Source organism: Coleofasciculus sp. (assembly GCF_046539235.1).
Taxonomy (GTDB): Bacteria; Cyanobacteriota; Cyanobacteriia; order Cyanobacteriales; family Coleofasciculaceae; genus Coleofasciculus.
In genome coordinates this window covers 24237-44206 of sequence record NZ_JBKHHI010000004.1, presented here as the reverse complement: position 1 = coordinate 44206, position 19970 = coordinate 24237, and the positions used below count along the sequence as shown (strand labels likewise).

12 protein-coding genes and 1 CRISPR repeat array (1 of these 13 only partly in view) are annotated in these 19970 nt (G+C 46.0%); of the genes, 6 read left to right on the top strand and 6 right to left on the bottom strand.

Annotation, left to right across the window (positions count from 1 at the left end):
- A CRISPR array of direct repeats spans window positions 1-477; the repeat unit is 37 nt; unit sequence GTTTCCTTATAATGAATCCCGGTAACGGGATTGAAAC (it extends 518 nt beyond the left edge of the window).
- Between the two features lie 820 nt (window positions 478-1297).
- Complete coding sequence (locus ACLFWI_RS01105; RefSeq protein ID WP_446411360.1) at window positions 1298-2278, top strand: helix-turn-helix transcriptional regulator; 981 nt, start codon at window positions 1298-1300, stop codon at window positions 2276-2278.
- A 122-nt stretch (window positions 2279-2400) separates the two neighbouring features.
- Here the strand turns inward: ACLFWI_RS01105 and murD are convergent, their stop codons facing one another.
- Window positions 2401-3810 (bottom strand): UDP-N-acetylmuramoyl-L-alanine--D-glutamate ligase, encoded by a 1410-nt coding sequence (gene murD, locus ACLFWI_RS01100; RefSeq protein WP_446411359.1) that lies wholly within the window; start codon window positions 3808-3810, stop codon window positions 2401-2403.
- A 258-nt stretch (window positions 3811-4068) separates the two neighbouring features.
- On the opposite strand from murD, the gene ftsH reads away from it, so the two are divergent.
- From ftsH to ACLFWI_RS01085, 3 genes are all read left to right on the top strand, one after another.
- On the top strand, window positions 4069-6039 hold the full coding sequence (gene ftsH, locus ACLFWI_RS01095; RefSeq protein WP_446411358.1) for an ATP-dependent zinc metalloprotease FtsH: 1971 nt from the start codon (window positions 4069-4071) through the stop codon (window positions 6037-6039).
- A 114-nt stretch (window positions 6040-6153) separates the two neighbouring features.
- Window positions 6154-6552 carry a hypothetical protein gene (locus ACLFWI_RS01090; RefSeq protein WP_446411357.1) on the top strand — a complete coding sequence of 133 codons (399 nt, stop codon included), beginning with the start codon at window positions 6154-6156 and terminating at the stop codon, window positions 6550-6552.
- A gap of 449 nt (window positions 6553-7001) precedes the next feature.
- Window positions 7002-9134: a right-handed parallel beta-helix repeat-containing protein gene (locus ACLFWI_RS01085; RefSeq protein WP_446411356.1), complete on the top strand. Its 2133-nt coding sequence runs from the start codon at window positions 7002-7004 to the stop codon at window positions 9132-9134.
- Window positions 9135-9242: 108 nt separating this feature from the next.
- Here ACLFWI_RS01085 and glyS read toward each other — a convergent pair whose 3' ends face one another.
- Complete coding sequence (glyS, locus tag ACLFWI_RS01080) at window positions 9243-11387, bottom strand: glycine--tRNA ligase subunit beta (protein WP_446411370.1); 2145 nt, start codon at window positions 11385-11387, stop codon at window positions 9243-9245.
- A 279-nt stretch (window positions 11388-11666) separates the two neighbouring features.
- Window positions 11667-12254 (bottom strand): Uma2 family endonuclease, encoded by a 588-nt coding sequence (locus ACLFWI_RS01075; protein ID WP_446411146.1) that lies wholly within the window; start codon window positions 12252-12254, stop codon window positions 11667-11669.
- A gap of 518 nt (window positions 12255-12772) precedes the next feature.
- On the opposite strand from ACLFWI_RS01075, the gene ACLFWI_RS01070 reads away from it, so the two are divergent.
- Both ACLFWI_RS01070 and ACLFWI_RS01065 read left to right on the top strand, forming a co-directional pair.
- Window positions 12773-14575: a CHASE2 domain-containing protein gene (locus ACLFWI_RS01070; RefSeq protein ID WP_446411355.1), complete on the top strand. Its 1803-nt coding sequence runs from the start codon at window positions 12773-12775 to the stop codon at window positions 14573-14575.
- A gap of 75 nt (window positions 14576-14650) precedes the next feature.
- Entirely contained in the window at window positions 14651-15001 is a 351-nt protein-coding gene (locus tag ACLFWI_RS01065; protein WP_446411354.1) for a PilZ domain-containing protein, read from the top strand.
- A 162-nt stretch (window positions 15002-15163) separates the two neighbouring features.
- Here ACLFWI_RS01065 and ACLFWI_RS01060 read toward each other — a convergent pair whose 3' ends face one another.
- From ACLFWI_RS01060 to ACLFWI_RS01050, 3 genes are all read right to left on the bottom strand, one after another.
- Window positions 15164-15772 (bottom strand): filamentous hemagglutinin N-terminal domain-containing protein, encoded by a 609-nt coding sequence (locus ACLFWI_RS01060; RefSeq protein WP_446410845.1) that lies wholly within the window; start codon window positions 15770-15772, stop codon window positions 15164-15166.
- A gap of 316 nt (window positions 15773-16088) precedes the next feature.
- Window positions 16089-16955, bottom strand: a complete 867-nt coding sequence (locus ACLFWI_RS01055) for a DUF928 domain-containing protein (RefSeq protein ID WP_446411353.1) — start codon at window positions 16953-16955, stop codon at window positions 16089-16091.
- Window positions 16956-17378: 423 nt separating this feature from the next.
- A complete protein-coding gene (locus ACLFWI_RS01050; RefSeq protein ID WP_446411352.1) occupies window positions 17379-19952 on the bottom strand; it encodes a CHAT domain-containing protein in 2574 nt (857 codons plus the stop codon).
- Between the last annotated feature and the right edge of the window lie 18 nt (window positions 19953-19970).

Genomic DNA, 19970 nt, shown 5'->3' with positions numbered 1-19970 from the left:
TATAATGAATCCCGGTAACGGGATTGAAACATTAATTCGGATCGGGAATTTGTTTCTAATCTGCATGATGGTTTCCTTATAATGAATCCCGGTAACGGGATTGAAACTACTAAAAATGAAGGGGTCAAGCAGGATGATTGAAGTTTCCTTATAATGAATCCCGGTAACGGGATTGAAACTTTGGGTCGGATTGACAGCACAAAATCAAGATGACATAGGTTTCCTTATAATGAATCCCGGTAACGGGATTGAAACCGGCAACGATGCCAACACCAGTCTGGGCGATGCCGTCAAGGTTTCCTTATAATGAATCCCGGTAACGGGATTGAAACTTGTGTGGCGATATCAATGGGGCGGATGTCTAAGCCGTTTCCTTATAATGAATCCCGGTAACGGGATTGAAACTTTAACAGATTCTCGATGAAGTCGGATTCTACTACGTTTCCTTATAATGAATCCCGGCAACGGGATTGAAACAAATCAGCGCTAAAAAAACACCAGAGTAAGGGTTTGGGAACCAAACCCCTACGTGTGTCTCATCCGATCTGGCACAGCGAGCGATCGCACTCCTGGCGATAACGACGATTCATACCAAATCTGGGGAACGCTACCCCCATTATCATCTAGTCCGCGCAGGCGGACTTTGTTTGTGTAGCAGCGATTTCAATCGCCTCCTCAATCGCCTCCTCAAAAGGGGGTGATAAATTCGGATTTCGGCTCAACTTGTCAAGTTATGATAATTTAAACCATTCTTTCCCCCAGAAAGGTTTAAATTTTCCAATCAGACTCCCGTCTCAACAAAACGTCATAATTGCTTGTTTTTTACCTCGTCCTGGGAAAAAGCTACGAATTTTCAGGGGTTGCGGCGATTGTGAGGAGATTGTGCGATTTTCAGCTATACTCTTTATGGTGGGTTTCTTGTCAGTAAAAATAATCTTGACCCAGCTAAACCCATTGACTTTTCGTAAAACTTTGTATAATTGCTGGTTTTCGTCTCACTGCCAATGTACCCTTGGACATAAGTATTTTGTTAAACTTATGATAAAAATTATGACTAAGTATTGACAAAAACACAGATGACACATAAGGAATGGCACAGATAGAACACTGAATAGTCAGGTACACAACACAGACAACCAAATAATTTCCCCTTGTAGTGCGTTTAGCGAAGCCATGCCGCAGGCTTTGCATCTTGCTCGCTACCCATTCCTAATTAACTTTCTTTTTCCTCAATCTCCCCCAGCTCCCAGACGTGCCATGGCACGTCTCTACAAGCTTCCCCAGCTCCCCCTCACCTATGTCTTCCCCATACAACCAAATCGCCTTCGCCCTAGAAATCCTCAAACTCCTAGCCGAACAACCCAGAAAGCGCCAAGATTTAGCAGATATCCTCTCCGAATTCTTAGAACAGCACGGCAAACCCCCCGGAGATATCCTGCAAAAACTCACCCGCACCATCAGCCAATTGAGAGACTGCGGCTTTGACATCAAAAGCGCTCCCCATCATCCCTACGAACTGATGGACTCAAACTTTCCCCTCATCCTCTCCCCCGAACAACGCCAAGCCTTAGCAATGGCAGCCTACTTTTTAGACAGTATGGGATTTTCTGCTCAAGCCAGCCAAATTATCCGCATTGGCAAACTAACCCAGGCGGAGCAACCGGATGATGTCAAAGTAGACTTTAGTCCTCCTGTTAACTACAGTGAGAACAACCTTAACCTGATCATTCACCAACTTCAAGAGCGATTTAAACAACAATGCCGCTACACCATCCGCTATCGCAAGCGTCCAGGACATGAGCAAACCTGGGATTTAGACCGCTCGGAATTGCGGCTGCACGATGGTACTCTATACTTATTTGCCTTAGCACCCGATGCGCCTTCACGCCACATCAGCAAACGACCCAATGCCGAACAAAACTACCTTTTTCGCGTAGACAAAATTATCAATATCGGTGCTGCTTCTAATACAGCTTGGGTCTTTACCTTTCCCACCCTAAAAATTCGCTACCGCCTGAGTGGTGCTCTCGCCAACTATAAACCCCGCCGCCCCCACGAGCAAGTGCTGCATCGAGATACCGAGGCAAAATTTGTGGATATCTTAACCGAAGAAGATCACCCATTTTGGTTTAGTCAGCGGATTCTGCGCTACGGTGTCAATGCTAGAGTCATCGAACCCGAATGGCTGGCTAATGACCTAGAAAATGAGTTAAAAAAAGCCTATCTCAACTACGCTCAAAATCCGGCTGAAATGCACCCAATGAAAAATGACCCATGATTAATGGCAGCATGTAACCATTGAATCGGGCGCAAGTCTTTGCGCCCCTACGGTTTCGCGGCTAATGGTTAATTCATAAAATTAAGTGTGCCACGCCACTACAAAGTTGACATACACCCTGACTAAGGACTAAAATTTTGTAAACAGAGCTGGCGGAAATCATCCCCCCGATGTTCAAAACTTTGATATTGGTCAAAACTCGCGCAAGCGGGTGACAGTAAAACCACAGGCGCATGATCCTGTTGGGCTAATTCGGCTGCTCTAGGAACGGCTCTTGCCATGGTTTCCACAATTTCATAACGATAATAACCCAATTCCTGTAACCGTTGGGCAAACGCAGGCGCCGCCTCCCCAATCAGTAAAACAGCCGCCGCTTTAGATAGAATAGTGTTCAACCATTGCGTATCATCACCCGCTTTCGCTTCACCCCCAGCAATTAAAATAGCCGGACTATCAACCGCCGCTAATCCCACTTGCGCCGCATCATAATTAGTGGCTTTACTATCATTAATAAAGTCAATCCCCTGCCAGGTGATAATATGTTCGAGGCGGTGAGGAACACCAGGAAAATTGGTAATTGCCTCAACAATTGCCTGTTTCTCAATTCCAGCTAACCGGGCGGCGGCGACTGCCATAAGTAAATTCTGCTGATTGTGACTTCCCACCATCCGCAAGGAATCCACAGGCACAATTGGTTCCGATTCCACCATCACCCAGCCATTCTCAATATACACCCAGGGACGAGGCGTCGCGTCACGCCCCTTAACACTCGTCCAGTAAGCCTTTGACCAATGGGTTGTCCCCAACTGACGCAAATAGGGGTCATCACCGTTAAAGACTTGATCGTGCGATCGCGACAGTAACTCAGCTTTGATATTGTAGTAATTTTCCAGCGTCTTGTGGCGATTCAAGTGATCCGGCGTAAACGTTGTCCAAACCCCAATCCTCGGCGCTAACTCCCGTGACGACTCAATTTGATAACTACTAATTTCTGCAATCACCCAATCAATTTTGGATTGGGGTAGTAGAGACGCGCCATGGCGCGTCTCTACGGGCCCATGGCGCGTCTCTAAGGACTGAGCCAGAGCCAATTCACAAGCCGCATAGCCAATATTACCGCAAGCAGGCGCATGGAAACCAGCCGCTTGAAAAATAGCCGCAATCAAAGCCGTTGTCGTAGTTTTACCATTCGTCCCCGTAATCCCCACCCAAGGAGAAGACTTGAGATAACGCCAAGCCAATTCCATCTCGCCAATCGTATCAATCCCGCGATTCCTGGCTTCAATTAAAATCGGGATATCCCAAGTAACACCAGGACTCACCACAATCAATTCAAGTAAATCCCCATCGCCAAGAGTGAGCGAATACCCCAGTTTCACCGTAATTCCCTGACCCGTCAGCGCTTGTTGTTGCTGTTGCAGAGATTCAGAGGTTTTGCTATCACTGACAGTTACCGTCCACCCTTCCTGTTTCAGGAGTCGTGCGGCTGCCATTCCGGAGCGTCCCAGACCAATGACGTGAGCGTTGGGCATAACCTGATGATGGTTTGTTCTTAAATCTAATTACCATGTAGAGACGTTCCATGGAACGTCTCTACAGTCCACAGACTAATAATTCTACCAGAAGATAGCTGTCAGATTCCGGATGAAGTGCGAGATTGAAAGAGACATCCGCCCTCATAAATCGGGAATTACAGGTTATCGTGACCTATTTTCCTGACTTTCTTAATCATGTCCGGGTTGTAGTTTAAATCCTATCATTGATGACAATTTCTGTTTTAGCGAATTCTTATGCCCGTTGACAATAACAACTCCAACGACAACACCAACAAACCGTCTGAGCCAAAAAGCTCTTGGGTGAAAAAGTATGGTACGAGCTTATTTCTCCTCGTCGCCACTGTCTTACTCATCAACTTTGGTCTGCTCCCCAATCTCGGTGCTAACCGCCGACAGGTTCCTTACAGTCAATTTCTGGAACAAGTCCAAGCTGATAAAGTTGAGCAAGCGACCATTGGTCGAGAGCAAATTCGCTATCAACTTAAAGAAGGTGCAACATCTGAATCCGAAGAGTCTCGTAGTTTCGAGACAATAGCCGTTCCCCAGGATCAGAAATTAGTCGAAATTCTGCGACAGCATAATGTAGAGTTTACCGGCTCACTGGCTGAAACCGATGGTGGAGGGGGCGTCCTGGGTTGGCTGTTCATGCTGCTTCTCTTCTTCGGCTTTTGGATATGGCTATTGCGCCGTGCAGCGGCGGGAGGAGGTGCTGGAGGACCAGCCGCTTTCAATGTGGGCAAAAGTAAAGCCCGTATTTATTCTGAAGGTCGGACAGGTGTCAAGTTTGACGATGTAGCCGGAGTTGATGAAGCCAAAGCCGAACTGCAAGAAGTCATCGACTTTCTCAAAAATTCCCAAAAATACACCCGTTTAGGTGCCAAGTTTCCCAAAGGGATTTTACTCATTGGTCCTCCAGGTACAGGAAAAACCTTATTAGCAAGAGCCGTTGCTGGTCAAGCCAATGTTCCCTTTTTCAGTCTCTCGGGTTCGGAGTTTATTGAATTATTCGTGGGAGTTGGTGCGTCTCGTGTGCGCGACTTGTTTAAACAGGCAAAAGAAAATGCCCCTTGTATTGTCTTTATTGACGAATTAGACGCCTTAGGAAAATCCCGTGGGGGTGGTAATTCCATGATTGGCGGTACCAATGATGAACGGGAACAAACCCTGAACCAACTCTTAAATGAGATGGATGGGTTTGAGCCAAATATCGGTATCATTCTGATTGCCGCCACCAACCGTCCCGAAGTCCTTGACCCAGCGCTTCAACGTCCGGGGCGTTTTGACCGACAGGTTGTCGTAGACCGTCCGGATAAGATTGGACGTAAGGCAATTTTAGAGGTGCATGTTGCCAATGTGAAACTCGCCGACGATGTGGACTTAGATAAGCTGGCGATTCGGACTCCCGGTTTTGCTGGGGCTGATTTAGCCAACTTAGTTAATGAAGCGGCGCTACTCGCAGCACGCCAAGACCAAGATACCGTGACCATGGCAGATTTTAATGAAGCGATTGAGCGAGTCATCGCTGGATTGAAGAAAAAATCCCGTGTGCTGACGGATACAGAGAAAAAGACAGTGGCTTATCACGAAACCGGTCATGCTTTAGTCGGTTCCCTGATACCGGGAGCAGGTATTGTCGAGAAAATATCGATAGTACCCCGTGGTGTTGGTGCTTTAGGCTACACCTTGCAACTACCAGAAGAAGACCGCTTTCTAGTCGGTGAAGATGAAATTCGCGGTCGCATTGCGATTATGCTGGCGGGACGTTCAGCCGAAGAGTTAATATTTGGCAAAGTCTCGACGGGTGCGAGTGATGACATCCAGAAGGCGACAGATATGGCAGAACGGTTTGTCACCATCTATGGCATGAGTGATAAACTTGGTCCCATCGCCTTTGATAAGCCCCAATCTCAGTTCCTAGCTGGAATCGGTAGTCCGCGTCGTTCAGTCAGTCCCCAAGTCGCCGAAGCGATTGACCAGGAAGTGAAAGCGATTGTGGATGGTGCCCACCAAATGGCACTCCAGATTCTTGACCATAATCGAGAGATTTTGGCACAAACAGCCCAAGTGTTGCTCGAAGAAGAAGTATTAGAAGCCCAAGCCCTTCTGGAAAAGTTAGAGCAGATGCAGCCACCCAAAGGATTGGATGAATGGTTACGAACAGGAACACTGCCTGAAAATCGGGATTTATTGCCGTCGATGAATTAGAAATCGGCTACGTCTCTACAAACTTCGTAGGGACGTTCCCCTAAAACCTCTCTACCTATATAATGTCAAAGGTCATCGAATAATGTTCGTTGACATCAAACAAGGTTTTGCATCATGACTCTTAAAATGAGTGGCTGGGTTCGTAGTAGGCACTTTAGTGCCAGAAGCGCTAAAGCGCTGACTACAAACATTTCTCTTAGTCTGGCAGCAGCAATGGGTTTAACCCTACTGAGTTGGACGCTACCCACGAAGGCACAACCCTTATCGGAGCAACAACTTCCCTCCAGTATTGATCAACTCACCAACCCAGCACAACTGCGGCAATTTCAACAACGTCTTCAGCGAGAACAGCCCTTTTTGTATTTATTTTTACAATTAGAATCGGCTCAAACTGAAAATTTGCAACAGAAAGCCGAACAAGAAATTCGACAAATCTTGCAACAGCCGCCATCGCTACAACAGCAGTTATTCCAGCGACAAATACGAGAACCGTTGGAGCTAGATGACTTGTAACAGCTGTATTTAGTCGCAAAATAAATTGAATTAGGTTCCCTGGAAACAATTATTATATTTTTCTAGGGAACTTATTTTACTATTTACATTTATTTTTTTAGAGGAAATAACTCAGTTTTACAAATCTGAGAAAACTATTTTTTTTGTATCCTAAAAAACCCAAAATAAATAGTATTGTTTCACCAATCCAACAAAACAAAAATAAATGTTAAATATTATTAATTAGCTTGGCTAATTCACTAATGAGGCTCTATTAATGGAACAAGGTAGATAAACATCGTGATTAAAATCTATTCAAAGAGACAGCACGATGTTAAGTTGAAGCAATGCTGTCAGAAAAAAATACAGCAAATTCAACGATTACTGAATCAGGGGTTTGCTAACCATTTCGCAGAAGAATAAAATGCTCCAAAATAGCACTTTAGTCAAATAGTCTTGGAGAACAAATAATGTCACAAGTGTTCACGGTGCAAAACCGGAAAGACAACGGACAAGGTTCCTTAAGAGATGCGATCGCGCAAGCCCAGTCAGGAGATACAATTAAATTTGCCTCTGGTCTAAAAAATAAGACCATTAAGCTGACCAGTGGTCAACTCGAAGTTGATAAAGACCTAACCATTGATGGGTCTAAGGCATCAGGTTTAACCATTAGTGGGAATAACGCCTCTCGTGTTTTTTTTATTCAAGATGATCCAACAGGGGGAGCTGTAGAGGTTACCCTAAAGAATCTGATCATCGCCAATGGCAAAACGACGAAAAAAGGTGAAGACGGTGCAGGGGCGGGAATTCGGACAGAAAGTCACACCAAACTAACGGTAGAAGATAGCGAATTTCGGAATAATCATGCTAATGGTGAAGGAGGTGGTGCCATCTTTGCCGGTTGGCGCAGTAACACTACTGTAATTAACTCTGAGTTTGAGAATAATAGCACATCGGGAAATAGTCAGACAGGTAAAGGTGAACGAGGTGGTGGTGCGATCGCAGTTGGTAGTGAAAGTTCTCTCACCGTCAAAGATAGTGAGTTTACGGAAAATACCGGAACCAATGGTGGGGCGATTAACACCGTTTTAGGGGGATTAACCGTCGAAAACTCCACCTTCACCGATAATGACTCCACTCCCGGTGGTCCCTTGGGTCCCCATACAAAGGGCTATGGTGGAGCAATTTTTACCGATGGTGCTTCAGCAACCAGTAATAACAGTACCAAGGGCAAAATTGAGATTAGCAATAGTCGGTTTGAGGGTAATAAAGGAGCCGGACAAGGAGGAGGACTATTTTTATACGCCTATCCCGGCGACGAGGTGATTATTGAAGATAGCACAATCATCGATAATCAGGTGATCAAAGATTCCAAAGGTGATGCTCTTGGCGGTGGAGTGCGGCACGGGAATAGTAAATTGACAGTGCGTAACACCACCTTTGCTGATAATCGGGCGCTGGTGCAAGGCGGTGGTTTGTGGACAGGAGAGAAATCACCTGTCACGATTGACAACAGTATTTTCTACGGCAACGAAGCGAAGTCAACCGATGGCAAGAGCGGTTTAGGAGGAGCAATTCTCTTAGGGAACGGTTCTAATCCAACAAAGATTACTAGCACCACGATTGCCAATAATTATGCTGGATGGCAAGGTGGAGGATTCTGGGGCGGTGGCAGTAATGTTACCCTCAAAAATTCTCTAGTTGCTGATAACTTAGCGAACAATGGTGGCAACAAATGGAATATTCACCATCACACCGGTACGGTATTTAGTGATGGGGGCGGTAATTTTCAGTCAGAAGATCCCAATCCTAACGATACGAAAATAACAGCTAAAGTCAAGCTGCTCGACCCGCAATTGGGAGACTTTACCGATAATGGAGGTGCCGTACAAACCGCCCCAATACCAGGCAATCCAGAGGTGACAGGGGGTGCTACACTGGCTCCGACATTAGGCGGCAATAGTTTGAGCAATAATGAACTCCAGTTAGTCGCAGCAGTTGCTGATCAAACGACTGACGTAGACGAACCCTTGAGTTTTGATGGCAATAATCAGGATACTACACCTGCCCAAAATGACCCCATCCTAATCACTGACGCGGAACCCGAACTGATCGACTTGCAAGATCAAACCAGTTCGGTATCCGCGAAGTTTTTCAATCTTGAGAGTAATGCTGGCTTTGACAATTCCGTCGGTTTTTATGCCGTTGAAAATGAGCAAGGAGATGTTAAAGATGCGGTAACCGGTGAACTGATTAGTCCCGATGAGGTAGGTTATGCTGAAGCGGCTTTATCTCAACAAGTTGTGGGCGACATGAACCGAAATACCGGAATCTTTGAAGCAGAATTCCAGCCAGGAAGGATTTTAGCGCCTTACATTATCGCCAATGGCACGACAGAAGAATGGCTGGAAACTAATCCAGATAATCAGCGCCTTGGTTATGCAGATCCCACTGCCTACTTTGCCTATTTAGGCGCAAATCCTGATGGGAAAGATCATGTCCGTCTACTGGGTGATAACCAGTTTGGCTTTGAGGATATGTATGGTGGCGGTGACCTAGATCATGATGATATCACCTTCGAGGTTGATTTAACGGTTGCCTAAATTTTATGATCCGATTGGGTGAAGCATTGGGGTCTAAAATTTAAGATTTACGATCAGATAAATTCCCCAGGCTTCACCGCTACAGTAGAGACGTAGCATGCTACGTCTCTACTTGACAATCGCGCCAAAATCTGCCAGTACCCGGGCGTGGTTTCGCAGTAACCCCAATAGGTTCAGCCGATTGCGCCGAATCTCTGGATTGTCGTCCATCACCATTACTCCGGCTTCCTTATCATCAAAGAATGTACTTACAATTGGCGTAACATCTGCTAATGCATCAACAATTTGTTGGTAATTGCGCTCTTGTTGTGCCGCTTTTGTGCGGGGAACTAACTCAACTAATGCTTCATAAAAAGCTGGTTCACTTGATTTTTCAAACAAATCGGGACGCACAACTGCTTTGGGATCTAACTGTTGGAAATCTAAGTCTCCTTGCATCGATAACCGCGCCGAACGGTTCACCGTTTCGTAGATTTCATCCAGTTTGCCGTTATTCCGAATCCCTTGCAAGAACAAAGCGCGATCGCGAACATCTAACAAGTCTTTTAATGCCCGTTGCGTATAGTCCTGATCATTCTCACCCAAAACCGCATTCACCAAGTCATAATCAATCTTTTGTTCGTCTTGCAGTAAGGTGCGAATCCGTTGAATGAAAAACTCTTGCAAGGCTTCAACGGGCGATGATTTCTCAGAATAAGTGCCGACAAAATCAGCAGAAACATCCTGCAATAGCTGATCTAAATTAATTCCTAAATTACCTTCCCAGGTAATATTAACCACCGCATTTGCTGCACGGCGCAAGGCAAAGGGGTCAGAGGAACCAGTGGGAATCATGCCTAAGCCAAAGATACTCACCAATGTATCTAAGCGATCTGCTAATCCAACTACTTGACCCGTTAATGTTTCCGGTAACTTGTCCCCAGCCCCTCTGGGTAAATAATGCTCAAAAATCGCCGTAGCTACCGCCTCAGATTCACCACTCGCCACCGCATACTTTTGTCCGATTACGCCCTGTAATTCAGGGAACTCATAGACCATTTGAGTTACTAGGTCAGCTTTACAAAAGGCAGCGGCGCGAATAATATCATCCCATTGGGTCTGTGATACCGTCAATTGCTCTGCAATCCGTGAGGCTGCTTTTTCGATGCGCCCTACCTTCTGACGCATCGAACCTAATTCATCTTGGAAGGTTACGGTGTCTAATTTGGGTAAATAACTCTCTAGAGGTGAAGCTAAATCTGTTTTATAGAAATACTCACCATCCGCTAAACGGGCGCGAATCACTCGTTCATTTCCGGCGGCGATAATCTCGGATTTTTCTGGATCACCATTGGACAAGGTAATAAAATGAGGCAGTAATTCAGTCGCTGTTTCATCCTTGAATACTGGGAAATAGCGCTGATGGGTTACCATCACGGTTTTCACCACCTCTGGCGGTAGGACTAAGTATTCGGCGTCAAATTGACCGACAATGGCGGTGGGATATTCGACTAAATCCGTGACTTCATCCCATAATTCCTCATAGAGGATAGTATGACCATTTAGTTTGTGCGCCGCCGCCTGAACTTGGTCTTGGATAATTTGTTGGCGCCGATCGCGTTCTACAATCACAAAGGCTGATTCTAAGGATTTCACATAGTCCTCAGCCTTGGCAATTGTTACCGATTCGGGATGTAAAATCCGATGTCCACGGGATACGCGATCGCTGTTTATCGTTTCTGAACCATTGACTAATTCAATCGGCAACACCGTATCATCCAGCAGCGCCACCAACCAGCGAATCGGGCGAGAAAATCTCAAGTCTCCATCCCCCCAACACATAAACCGCTTTCCTTCTAAGCCAAAAATCCACTGGGGGATGAGTTCGGGGAGAATTTCAATCGCCGAACGACCGATTATTTTCTTGACAACAAAGACAAATTCCCCTTTCTGTGTCTCTCGGATTTCCAGATCATCAAGGCTAACGCCCTGTTTGCGGGCAAACCCTTCGGCGGCTTTGGTGGGTTTCCCGTCTTTAAACGCGGCTTTGACAGGTGGACCTTTGACTTCCTCTTCGCGATCGGGTTGTTGACGGGGTAATCCCTGAATTAGTACGGCTAGACGGCGAGGTGTGCCGTACACCTGGATACTCTCAGGAGTCAGTAGTTGCTCATCAAGGCTTTGTGACAGGCGCGACTGCCATTGTTTAATCGCACTCTCGACGAAATTTGCGGGTAATTCTTCTGTACCGACTTCCAATAAGAATGTGGGCATAATGCGATCGCGCTTCGTGGACAAGGGTTGCGTGTTAGCCGGATAAACGGCTAGCAGAGTTGCTGCCAGTTTTCCTAGTTTAACCCTATTCTTGACCTGACTTGTCACGGTATGTGGTGCAACGTGAGTGTTAAGTGTGTAGGGGCGGGTTTCACTACTATCTTTTCAGTTGCACCCATAAGTAACTAAACCCGCCCCGACTCAGGTTTATAGACTTCCCGTGAAACGTTAGATTCAAGACATCATCACCGTTAGGAGTTTGGTAACCAAACCCCTACCCTAGAACCTAGGTGGCAACATCTGCGTCACTTCGATGCTCAAATTCGGAAACTGTAATGGAGAAATCCGATCATTTTCCGCCAGGATTATCTCTCGCTGATACCCTTGTGGAGTCGGTTCTCGAAAAACGTGCAGTTGACGTTGCTTGAGATTTAGCACCCAGTACTCTTGAATGTCAGAGTTGGCATAATCATTTGCCTTAATACCGCAGTCTGTATTGAGTGTTCTATCGGCAACTTCAATAATCAGATAGATTTCTGAGGGGTGAGGATGATGATCCAGGTAGCGTAAGACATCGGGCATAACCACCGCCACATCGGGTTCAGGTTCTGAGCGATCGCTTAATGTTACGGGAAGTTGCGTCCTGACTAGCACTTGTTGTCTTAAGTTATCTTCTAACAGCAATCGGGTTAGGGTAATGGCTGTCGCATGGGGTGTTCCTTGGGGACTCATTTTTCGGATAATCTGTCCGGCTATTAATTCGACGGGTTGATCAGGTGATAAAATGCCCACTTCTGCCATCCGGTGATAGTCTTCAACGGTCCACAGGTGTAGGGGAATTTGGGTTTCGTGTTGGCTGATTGGCATCAGTTTTAAGTAGGTAGAGACTGTTAAAGTTAACGGTGGTAATCGTCATTCGTCATAAGCTGTTCGGCATTTAAACCTTAATATCAATAATGGCGCAATCCTTGTAGTGCGTTTAGCGAAGCCATGCCGCAGGCTTTAGCGAAGCCATGCCGCAGGCTTTGCATCTTGCTCGCTACTAATACCCAATTTAAATGCATGACAGCTTACTCAAGGGAGCGCCAAGCAAGCTACGTTTATGTAAGGATTTGAGTTGGGTTTACATAACTTAATATGGTTGAATTTATTTTCACCAATCTACTTATCAGTTTAAGACGAAGCCTTCTCGTACTTTAGAGGAGAACCCGAAAGGTGGAGTAACCCCACACGAGGAAGACAAATACACAATAGCGAGCGAGACGCTCGCACTACAACCATTCCCTGTTCGCTATTCCCTGTTCCCTCGTCTCATAATTTTATCCGACGGCTTAGAGGGTAAGATAACAGCTAAACCTGTCTCTTTCCGGGGGTCGATTGAGTGTATGTGGGCAACGCTGAGAAAACAACTCTGGCAATGGCGGGGTGTGTTCATTGCGGCTCCTACTGTAGCTGGAATCGTTATTGGGTTACGTTGGGCGGGATGGCTGCAAGAACTGGAACTCGCCGCCCTGGATCAATTTTTTCGCTGGCGTCCCCCTGAAGCGGTGGACTCGCGGATTGTGATTGTTGAGATTAATGAACAGGATATCCAAAAACTCGGCAACTGGCCCCCCTCTGCTCAAACCCTTGCCCAATTACTAAACATACTCAAACAACAACAACCCAGAGCCATTGGTTTGGATCTGTATCGGGATTTACCTGTAGAACCTGGGCATCAGGAATTGGTCGAGGTGTTTAAATCAACGCCGAATTTAATTGGGATTCGTAAAGTAGCTGGAGATGGGTCGGGAACAGCCGTTAATCCACCACCAGTATTGAACGAGTTGGGTCAGATTGGGGCGAATGATTTGGTCGTGGATAGTGATGGTAAGATTCGTCGCAGTTTACTGTCTCTGGGAACTCCATCGGGGGACATTATCCCTAGTTTTAGTACGATGTTGGCTTTGACCTATTTAGAGGCGGAAGGGATTACGCTGGAGCCAATAGATGAGGCAGGAACTCAGTATCGGTTAGGTCAAGCTATTTTTACCCGTTTCAATAAACATGATGGGGGCTATGTTCGGACAGATGCAGGTGGATTTCAGATTATCTCTAATTTTCGCAATCTTGGACAAGGGTTTCAGTCGATTTCGTTCACGGATGTTTTAGAGGGAAAAATACCAAAAGATTGGGGACGCGATCGCGTCATTTTAATAGGAATCACGGGTGAAAGTGTCGCCGATAACTTTTTCACACCTTATAGTCGGGGATTGGTGAGTCGATCAGCCGGGGTAGAAATTCATGCCGATGTCGTGAGTCAGATGCTGAGTGCGGCGTTAGAGGGGCGTCCCCTGATTCAGGTTTGGTCGGAACCCTGGGAAATCCTGTGGATTGTAGCTTGGACGGTAGTGGGGGCGATATTGACCTGGGGACAACGCTATCAGGGGGGTGTGACACTGCGATCGCCTATTAAGGTGGTGAGTCTTATTTTTGTTGGCGGTGGCTTGGTTGGTGGCTGTTACTGGGCATTTTTGCAGGGATGGTGGATTCCTGTGGTTCCGCCTGTTCTGGGGTTAACTGGGTCTGCGATCGCGATTATTGGGTATATAGCTTACGGTGCGGGTCAGATGCGCCAGATATTTGGTCGCTATGTCACTGATGCAGTGGTGGCGAATTTGCTGGAGACGCCTCAGGGATTGCGCTTAGGTGGAGAAAACCACCAGGTTACGATTCTGTTTTCCGATTTAAGGGGATTTTCCGCCATGTCCGAACGAGTGTCACCGGAGACAGGGGTGAGGGTGATTAACCATTACTTGGAGGTGATGACGGATGTGGTTGATCAGTATCAGGGTGTGATTAATGAGTTCATGGGGGATGGGATTCTGGTCATGTTTGGTGCGCCGATTGAGCGAGAAGACGATTGCCAACGTGCGATCGCTTGTGGGATTGCTATGCAATTGGCAATGTCTGAGATTAATCAGTACAATGAAACCCTAAATTTGCCCCCCTTAGAAATGGGAATTGGCATTCATGGGGGAGAGGTATTAGCTGGAAATATTGGATCACAAAAACGGGCAAAGTATTCTGTAATTGGTAGTCCAGTTAATTTGGCATCCCGAATTGAATCCTATACGGTGGGTGGACAAGTTTTGATTTCCGAGGAGCTGTTTAAAAAGATGGGTTCAATTCTCCGAGTTGATGGATAACTTCACGTTCACCCCAAGGGATTTTTTGAACCAATCACGATTTATGAAATTGGTGGAATAGGTAGTAAGTTTAATTTGTTTTTACCGAAGCCAGAGGACGATTTTGTCGTTTTAATCCAGGAAATTCCAATATACTACACGGTTTTAAAGGGGAAGCATTTGGAGGAGATAGTCTGTCAGGGAAAAATTATCAAATTATCTGCTCATGGGGCTGAGATTTGCAGTAAACAGCCTATCGAGTTGTTCAGTAATCTAAAGATTAATTTAGTCATGGGTACAAAAAAAGCAAAAGGATTAGGAGATATTTATGCGAAAGTCGTGGAAAAATCGGTAGATAGTCCAAATCATTTTGGTATTCGATTTACAGGTATTCCTCCAGAAATCGCCGCCGTACTTTATTATTTACGTCAGTTTTCCTCAGATTAATTTCCGATACCCTCGTTCCCAGGCTCCGCCTAAGAATGTCTTTGTATAGCGCTACGCGCCAGGCAATAGGCAATAGGCAATAGTCAAGAAAAAAGCTTACTAAATCAGGGAATTGAGCGATTTTGAATTTTCCTTAATTTGTCCTAACGTGTCTGCGTAGTGCTATAGAGGCTCTGCCTCCCGTACTAGCGGCAGAGGTGCTGAATGACTTTTCCATAATGGTATCGATGGTAGATTCGCAATCGTTCCTCTAGGAGAATTTGCACCATACTGCAATCCCGGTGTGATATTAATCGTCAACAATGGCGGTGCTTGGGGATTGGTCGCACTAAATTCACTGCCATCGGGAAAGGTAAAACTATTGGCAGTAGAGGCGACAAATGAACCGCCAACATCCAACCTCGCATTCTCACCAAAAATAATGCCGTTGGGATTAATTAAAAACAGATTCGTCGTGCCATTTGCCCGAATCCACCCATCAATATCCGAGATATTAGCACCCGTTACCCTACCGAAAATATTCTCAATATCCAAGGCATTATTAAAGAATGCCTCACCCCCTGTCTGCACGGAAAATTCTTCAAAACTATGAAATAGATTCACTCCCCGCACCGTTCCCCCTTCAATTAGGCAAACCGGACACCCTGTCACCTGGGAATTGACCGGAAGTGTATTATCCGGCACAATTTGAGCCGAAACTGGACTCAAACTCGCCAAAATAGTAACCGAGAGACTGCTCAAAAGTGAAGCGTAACCTGTTGTCTTTCCCATGATTAAATCCTCATCGTGGCAGCTACATCCGGCTGGCTGTGTTTTAGCGCCAGCGTTGTTAGTACGATGCGAAACCCTGAAAATTAGTCGATTGACAGAAAATCTACGAGGGGAATTAAATGCAGCTTAGATTATTTCTCATTGGAGAATATAATCTGTTACAAAATTTAATCCACCAGTTGTTTTTTGGGGTAGCGTGGCACAGTGGGCTGGGTGAAAGCCTTGTCTAGGCGCAGGTCAGTCCAGGGCGCACGTCGGTGCGCCCCTACGGGACTAATTCATAAAATTAGCTGCGCCACACCACTCGATTGCCACGTTACTCGTTGGCATTATTTTCACTAACCTGTATATCTTCAAAATTTGATATCAACGGTGCGTGAGTAATATCTTCTAACTCAACATATTGCAACAAGTTTGCCCACGCAGATACCACCTCTGGGTTATTCGGTTGAGTTTGGCGAAGTGCAGCCAGATTGACGATCGCGTCCTGCCAAATCCCAGCTTCAGCATATACTGCAACTTGATCCAAACCACTCACTTGGTCTAATGAACGTGTCAGCCTTGAATCCGGTGAGACACGGCGGATTAATCCCTCGACAAAGGGATCATTGGGATCACCGACTTGACAGGTCATTGACACTAACCATTTATAGTCCTTTCCTACATCCAATGGGAGCGTAGTTTCCGGTAAACTGATGCGATAAATTCCTGGAGTTTCTGTTAACTCTCTCCGGGCAGTTTCACCAACTTGCTGACCTTCCTCACCTTCTATTCTCAGTTCTAGGACATTAGCAGAGGTTTCAGGAACATAAACCAGAAACGTTGGGTTCTCTGATACAGTCAACTGAAAATTAATCGGAACCGGGGATGGAGCTGATTGCTTAAACTCTGGGGTAACTAAAACCGAGGGTACGAGTACCGTTAGTAATTGAGAATTGGTAGCCTCTCCTGCAACAGGTTGATCCTGGGAACATTGTCCATCATTGCGCCTTCCTCCACCTGTGGTAATATCGGGTGCAGGTTGGTCTCGGTTTGGTTTAAAAATGATCCGTTTTGACTGAACGTGAGAGGGCGTTTGGGTCTGTGCCTGTGTTGCAATGAAGAAACTCGGAACTATTCCCAGTTCTAATAACACTGAGGCTGAAATAAGTGCGAGGTATCGAGGGAGTTGAGTCCAAACCATAATGATTTCCTAGTCACAATTCCTCAACAAACGTATCGCTTTGATTGAGCTTGTTTTTGGAATGAATAGTTAATAGTGTCCCTACGGTATCGTCTAGCCGTATGACTATATTTCTCTCAAATCCAATGCTTTGAGAAATTGTTAAATTGGTGTACTCTAGGAGGGGTCAATTCGCCCAGTTTAGGGGGCGAAGCCTGGTCTATTAAAACCCTAATATAAAAAAACTTGGCAGTCAAGCTTTTTCCATTTAAATATTCTATATGATGTCTAGCTGTATCTCTTATCTATTATTCCCATAGTTATTTAAAGGTTTTTTCGATGGATATTGAGTTTTGCTACAAAAGATTACATAGGTTGTAGTTGAACTTGAGCTAAACAAACCCAAAAGAATATAGAGCTAAGGTTCCCTTACGACAAAAGCATTCAAAGCCAATTTCCCAGCAAAACAAACGGTGACCAATAATAAGGATGTCTAAATCTCGACTGCTGCAATAGCGCCAATTGAGCCTGACGCAATGCTTCCGCCTTGGTGACATTGGCTTGTGCCAATTCCTGATAAAATTTCACCATTAACATCGCTGTAGACTGATCATCCACTGACCATAACGTCGCCAACGTACTCCGCGCTCCCGATCGCACCGCAACTCCCGCTATTCCCAACGCCGCACGCTGATCCCCTGCGGCGGTTTGACAGGCACTCAATACCAGCAATTCCAAGGGTTGACGTTCCCTTTCCTCCCGCGCCTGGAGAACTTCACCCAATTGTTTCACATTGACGCGATCATCCCACGCCAAAATAAAGGTATCTTCAGCATCAGAACTAAACTGACCATGAGTGGCTAAATGAACCACCGGAAATGACGCAGCACTTATCTCTTTTTGCATCGCCGCGCTAGTAAACTGCTGATTTAGCAGCACCTGCGCCGGAATCTCCGCCTGAATCTGCTGCACCTCCGACTCCACACCGGGTAACGGGGGAAAATTCTGTTTTGCCTCACTCAATCCCCCCACTAACACCTTAATCGGGGTGCGGGTTAACGGTTGGGGTTCCAGGATTTGTAGACTGGGAGTCAGGGCGACACTGTATTTTTCAATCAGATAGTTTTCACCATCATATAATGCTGCCATGGGTATACTCTTGAGGGAACCATCTAAGGCAAACACCAAGGTTTTAATCTCAGATTCGACTAACTCTGTCTCAATCGGTTGCACCAACCAATTGTACAATTGTTTAAACAAGGGTAATCGTTCGCGATCGCTCGCCACTCGTCGCAGAGAACGGCGGGTTTGAGCCAGAACCGTTTCTACTTCCGTCTCAGATATATTAGTCGCGTAATGTCGTAGCGGTTGATTGGCGATCGCGACAATCACCTCTACTCGATCCGGTAAAATAATCGGATAAATCACCGCCGCATTCGCATCAACTTGGTCAACAGGTTCCGGTTGCGCCGTCAAACAAGCCTCGCGAAAGAAGTTATCTAATTCTGCCAATTGTAGCGATTCAATCACCTCACGGGCTTGAACTAAATTCTCCTGACTAACTGCTTTATTCCCCGGTTGCAACAATAAGCTAACAAGTTGGCGATAAATCGGTTCTACACTTTCTCGAAATGAGAACTGTAACTCTAAATTTGTCGCCACTAAATCATTCCGTAGGGAATTGAGAGAATGAATCGCTTCTTGATAAGCAGCAACGGCACTAGGATAAGCGGAATCATCAGCAATTCCTCGGTCTATCTGGGCTTTCAGTAGTCGTCCTAACTGCCATTGCCACAAATAAGCAATATCAGGAGAATTGACCGATTGCGCCAACAGCAACGCTTGTTCTGTTAGGGTTTTCGCTTCAGACCATTGTTGAATATACTCGTAAATCTGACCCAAATAACCCAAGCTGTAAGATTCCGCCCGTTTGTCTCCTAACTCTTTTGCTTGCTCAATTCCGGTTGTCAGAATTTGAGCAACTGTTTGTGGGTTCAGGGCGGGTTTAGTTCCGTTAGGGGTTATCTCTGGAAGGGTATTGGTAAAACCCGCCCCTACAACCACTGATTCATGACGCCACAGTTTTAGAAAGCTTTGGCTAAAATTAATTCGGGCATAAATCGTGCTGCGATTTGTCGGTAAATTGGCAAATTGGGACTGAATGCTCTGCGCTAATGCTTTCGCTTCTGCCCAATTTTCTAGTTCTATAAATAAACGCAGTTGATTTAACTGCGCCTGTAGGGTTGTAGTCGGTGAAATAGAAGCCGCGATCGCGTTCTGATAAAAATCAATCGCCGCCTTTAATTTTCCCTGACTATACGCCGTATTCCCCAAGCTCAAAAACGCCGCCGTAATCCCTGAGGATAAGTCTAACTTTTGGGCAATCGCTAAACTTTCCTGCAACACTGTTTCAGATTCTTCCAAGTCACCCACCAAGCGCAACGTATCGCCAAAACTTAATAATCCCGCCGCCTTGATCGCCGAATCCGGCTGATTTTGCAAAAGTTGGTTCACCTGTTCTAAAGTCGCCCTAACTCGCGGATAAAACCCCAGAACTCGCAAGGCTTGCGCCTGATTCATCAAGCTACGCACCACCCCAGTTTCATCGCCAACTTGCTGATAGGTTGCTGTCGCCGCTTCCCAGGTTTTCAGCGCCTGTTCCGGTTGTCCCTGTGCCAATTGCAGCTTCCCCTGGGTATTCAGCACCTGCGCCAAAATCCTGGTGCGATCGCGACTAGCTGTTTCAGTTTGCAAAAGGTGTAAACTCTTCTCAATTGCCTGATTCGCTGGCGTCCACTGTCCCAACTGCTGATAGGCGAGTGCTAGATTGCTCAGTACCATGGCTTGATTCAGGGAATCCCCTTGACTGGCAAAGAGATCGGCTGCCTGTTGCCAAGCGGTTACAGCGGCGGCAAATTCACCCAACTGATACCGTTTTTTACAGAATAGCGATGGTGAAAGCCCCCGCGTTTCAACCGGGCTGCGATTCGTTCTCTCGAAATGAGTAGCAATACTCAAGGATGAGAGGCAAGGGAC